The organism is Streptosporangium sp. NPDC002721 (assembly GCF_042888905.1).
Taxonomy (GTDB): Bacteria; Actinomycetota; Actinomycetes; order Streptosporangiales; family Streptosporangiaceae; genus Streptosporangium.
Genome location: NZ_JBIAQI010000082.1, coordinates 1 through 4,547 on the forward strand (window position 1 = coordinate 1; position 4,547 = coordinate 4,547).

Sequence of the window (4,547 nt, forward strand, 5' to 3'; positions counted from 1 at the left end):
TGGTGGGGTGTTTGTTTTTCCGGGTCAGGGGTCGCAGTGGGTGGGGATGGGTGCGGGGTTGCTGGAGTCCTCGCCGGTGTTCGCGCGGCGGTTCGCCGAGTGCGGGGAGGCGTTGGGGTCGTTCGTTGATTTCTCGTTGAGTGATGCGGTGTGTGGGGGGGTGGGTTTGGAGCGGGTGGAGGTGGTGCAGCCGGTGTTGTGGGCGGTGATGGTGTCGTTGGCGGAGGTGTGGCGGGGTTTTGGGGTGGAGCCTGTTGCGGTGGTGGGGCATTCGCAGGGGGAGATCGCGGCTGCGGTGGTGGCGGGGGGGTTGTCGTTGGGTGATGGTGCGCGGGTGGTGGCGTTGCGCAGCCGGTTGCTGGCGCGGGTGGCGGGCCGGGGTGGGATGGCGTCGGTCGCTCTTCCCGCGTCGCAGGTGGAGGAGCGGATCAAGGGGTGGGGTGGGGTGTCGGTGGCGGCGGAGAACGGTCCGGCCTCCACGGTGGTGTCCGGGGATGCCGGGGTGTTGGCGGGGTTTGTGGCCGAGTGTGAGGCGGCTGGGGTGCGTAGCCGGGTGATCGCGGTGGACTACGCCTCGCATTCGGCGCAGATGGAGGAGATTCGCGAGGAGTTGGTCGAGGCGTTGGCGAACATCTCGCCGCGGGTGCCGCGGGTGCCGTTCTTTTCCACGTTGAGTGGGCGGTGGCTGGATGAGCCGTTGGACGGCGCGTATTGGTTCCGTAACCTGCGTGAGCGGGTGCGGTTCGCGCAGGCGACGCGGGGGTTGATCGAGGCGGGGCATCGGGTGTTCGTGGAGGTGAGCCCGCACCCGGTACTGACCTTGGGCGTGGAGCAGTCCCTGGAAGCCGCCGACGTCGAGGGTGCGGCGATAGGGACGCTGCGCCGCGACGAGGGAGGGATGGATCGGTTCCTGCTGTCGCTGGGGGAGGCGTTCGTCCACGGCGTCGACGTCGACTGGAGTCCGGCGTTCGGCGACGCGCGACCGGACCTGGACGCCGACCTGCCCACCTACCCCTTCCAGAGGAAGAACTACTGGCTGCGGCCGGTCGAGCCCGCCGTCACGCGGGACACCTGGGGATACGACGTCGCCTGGCATCCGGCCGCGACAACAGCGGAGACACCGGCCACACCGGCCGCGGGCGCGCTGACCGGCGAGTGGCTGGTCGTCGCACCTGAGGGCGATCACGACCCCGTTCTCGTCCGGGCGGCGGCCAAGGCGCTGGAGCGGCACGGAGCCCGGCCGGTGACGCTCGTCCTGGACGGCGCCGCGGACCGCGACGAGGTCGTGCGGACGCTCGCCGGTCGCGACCGGCCCGCGGGCATCCTCTCCCTGCTCGCCTTCGACGAGGCCCCCCACGCCCACCACCCGGCCGTGCCCGCCGGGGTGGCCGGACTGCTGACCCTGGTCCAGGCGCTGGCCGAGACCGGATGGGCCGTCCCGCTGTGGTCGGTCACCTCCGGTGCCGTGTCCACCGGCTCCGGCGATCCGGTACGGCGCCCGGTCCACGCCCAGACCTGGGGGCTGGCCCGGGTGGCCGCCCTCGAACAGCCCCGCGTCTGGGGTGGTCTCGCCGACCTGCCCGAGATGCCCGACGACACCGCCTGGGACCGGCTCTGCGGGGTGCTCGCCGAGTTCGGCGGGATCGGCGGGCTCGGCGACGAGGACCAGGTCGCGATCCGTGACACCGGCGTCCTCGTCCGCCGCCTGGTCAGGGCACCGCTCACCGTGCCCGCGGGGTTCCGTACGTCCGGCACCGCGCTGGTCACCGGCGGCACCGGCGCGCTGGCGCCGCACCTCGCCCGCTGGCTCGCGGCGCGCGGCGCCGAGCACATCGTGCTGGCCTCCCGGCGCGGCACCGGCGCGGAGGGGGCGGACGCGCTGGCGGGCGAGCTGGCGGAGAGGGGGGTCACCGTCACGACCGTGAGCTGCGACGTCGCCGACAGGGACGCGGTCGCGGCACTGCTGGACCGGCTGCGGGCGGACGGGCACTCCCCGCGTACGGTGGTGCACGCCGCGAGCGCGGCGCGGCTGGCCTCGCTGGCGGAGACCACGGTCGGGGAGTTCGCCGACGCCGTCGCCGCCAAGGTGCACGGCGCGACACACCTGGACGAGCTGCTCGACCACGACAGGCTGGACGCGTTCGTCCTCTTCTCCTCGATCGCCGGGGTGTGGGGCAGTGGCGACCACGGCGCCTACGCCGCCGCCAACGCCTTCCTCGACGCGTACGCCTCGTACGGCAGGGGCCGCCCCGGACACCGGCCGACCTCGGTCGCCTGGGGCGTCTGGGACAGCGAACGCCTCGCCGAGCAGGTGGACCCGCAACGGCTCCGCCGCCAGGGCCTGCCGTCCCTCGACCCCGCGACGGCCCTGGACCGCCTGGACCGGGTCCTGACCGGCGGCGCGGCCTTCGCCGCGGTCGCCGACGTGGACTGGGAGACGTTCACCCCGGTCTTCGCCTCCGCCCGGCCCCGGCCGCTGGTCGCCGACCTCACCGGAACGCGGCACCGTACCGACGGACCTGAGGGCCCGGACGAGACGTACGCCCGCCGCCTGGCCGCGCTGCCGCCCGCCGAGCAGGAACGCGAGCTGCTGAGGATGGTGATCGCTCATGTCGCGGAAGCGCTGGGCCACACCTCGCCCCGGGCGATCGGCGCGGACCGGGCGTTCAGGGAACTCGGCTTCGAATCGCTCACCGCGGTGGAGCTGCGCAACCGGCTCAACGCCGCGACGGGCCTGAGCCTGCCGGTCACCGTGGTGTTCGAGCACGCCAACCCGGCCGCGCTGGCCGGGCACATGCGATCGCTGCTCGTCGGCGCCGAGCTGTCCCCGCACGCCGAACTCGACCGCCTGGAGGCCGCGGTCACGTCGCTCAGCGGCGAGGAGCGTTCGGTCGTCGCCGAACGGCTCGCGGCCCTGCTGGCGAAACTCGGCACGGACGACGGCACCCCGGGCGACGAGGAAGAAGACGACCTTTTGTCCGCGACCGACGACGAGATCTTCGATCTCATCGACCGAGAGCTCGGCGCGTAGGAATCGGGAGGGATCACGGTGGCGGACGAGGACAGGCTGCGCGAATATCTCAAGCGCGTCACCGGCGAGCTGCGCAGGGCGAACCGGCGGTTGAAGGAGACCGAGGACAGGAGCCGGGAGCCGATCGCCATCGTCGCGATGGCCTGCCGGTATCCCGGTGGCGTACGGTCCCCGGAGGACCTGTGGGAGTTCGTCCTCGCGGGTCGTGAAGCCGCCGGTGAGTTCCCCGCCGACCGGGGCTGGGACCTCGCCTCCCTGTACGACCCGGACCCCGCGACCTCGGGGAGCACCTACGCCCGCGCGGCGAGTTTCCTGGACGACGCCGACCGGTTCGACGCGGGGTTCTTCGGGATCTCTCCGCGTGAGGCGCTGGCGATGGATCCGCAGCAGCGGTTGCTCCTGGAGACCTCCTGGGAGGCGTTCGAGCGGGCCGGGATCGACCCGTCCTCGCTGCGCGGCAGCCAGACCGGTGTCTTCGTCGGGATCAACCACCATCAGTACGGCCCCCTCTTCGAGCAGGCCCCGGCGAACCTGGAGGGGCACTTCGCGACCGGCGTCGTTCCCAGCGTCGCCTCCGGGCGGATCGCCTACACGCTCGGCCTCGAAGGTCCCGCCATCACCGTCGACACCGCCTGCTCGACGTCACTGGTCACACTGCACCTCGCCTGCCAGGCCCTCCGCCAGTCCGACTGCTCCCTCGCGCTGAGCGGCGGCGCCACCGTGCTGTCCACCCCCGGGGCGTTCGTGGAACTCAGCCGCCAGCGCGTGCTGTCCCCCGACGGCCGGTGCAAGCCCTTCTCCGCGGACGCGGACGGCATGGGCATGGCCGAGGGTGCCGGCATGCTCGTCCTGGAACGGCTGTCCGACGCCCTGCGCAACGGCCACCGCGTGCTGGCCGTGGTCCGCGGCTCCGCGCTCAACCAGGACGGCGCCTCCAACGGCCTGACCGCGCCCAACGGTACCGCCCAGCAGCAGGTCGTACGGTTGGCGCTGGCGAACGCCGGGCTCTCCGCCGCCGACGTCGACGCGGTCGAGACCCACGGCACCGGCACCGCCCTCGGTGACCCGGTGGAGGCCCGCGCCCTCATGGCCACGTACGGTCGCGAGCGGCCCGCGGGCCGTCCGCTCCGGCTCGGCGCGCTGAAGTCCAACATCGGCCACACGCTGGCAGCCTCCGGCGTCGGTGGGGTCATCAAGACGGTCATGGCGCTGCGGCACGCCACTCTCCCGCGCACCCTCCACGCCGAGAACCCCACCCCGCACGTCGACTGGGCCGGCGGCGGGCTCGCCCTGCTGACCGAGACGATCCCGTGGCCGGAGACCGGGGCGCCCCGGCGGGCGGGGGTGTCGTCGTTCGGGTTCAGCGGCACGAACGCGCACGTGGTGTTGGAGGAGGCCCCTGCGGAGGAGGTTGTCGCCCCTGTTCAGGAGGGTGGGGTGGTGGTGTGGCCGTTGTCGGCCAGGAGTGGGTCGGTGTTGCGGGTGCAGGCCGAGCGGTTGGGTGTTCATGTGAGGG

At 73.0% G+C, this 4,547-nt stretch carries 2 protein-coding genes; both read left to right on the plus strand.

The features are described from left to right. Positions 1 to 46 precede the first annotated feature (46 nt). Positions 47 to 3,031, plus strand: coding sequence for a type I polyketide synthase (locus tag ACFYWM_RS44595; RefSeq protein WP_389927941.1), 2,985 nt, complete (start codon positions 47 to 49; stop codon positions 3,029 to 3,031). Positions 3,032 to 3,049: 18 nt separating this feature from the next. Further along, a partial coding sequence (locus ACFYWM_RS44600; protein WP_389927944.1) for a type I polyketide synthase occupies positions 3,050 to 4,547 on the plus strand: 1,498 nt, incomplete at its 3' end.

Coding starts and splice junctions, on each gene's coding strand:
- ACFYWM_RS44595 (WP_389927941.1), top strand. CDS start 47: ATGGGTGCGGGGTTGCTGGAGTCCTCGCCGGTGTTCGCGCGGCGGTTC.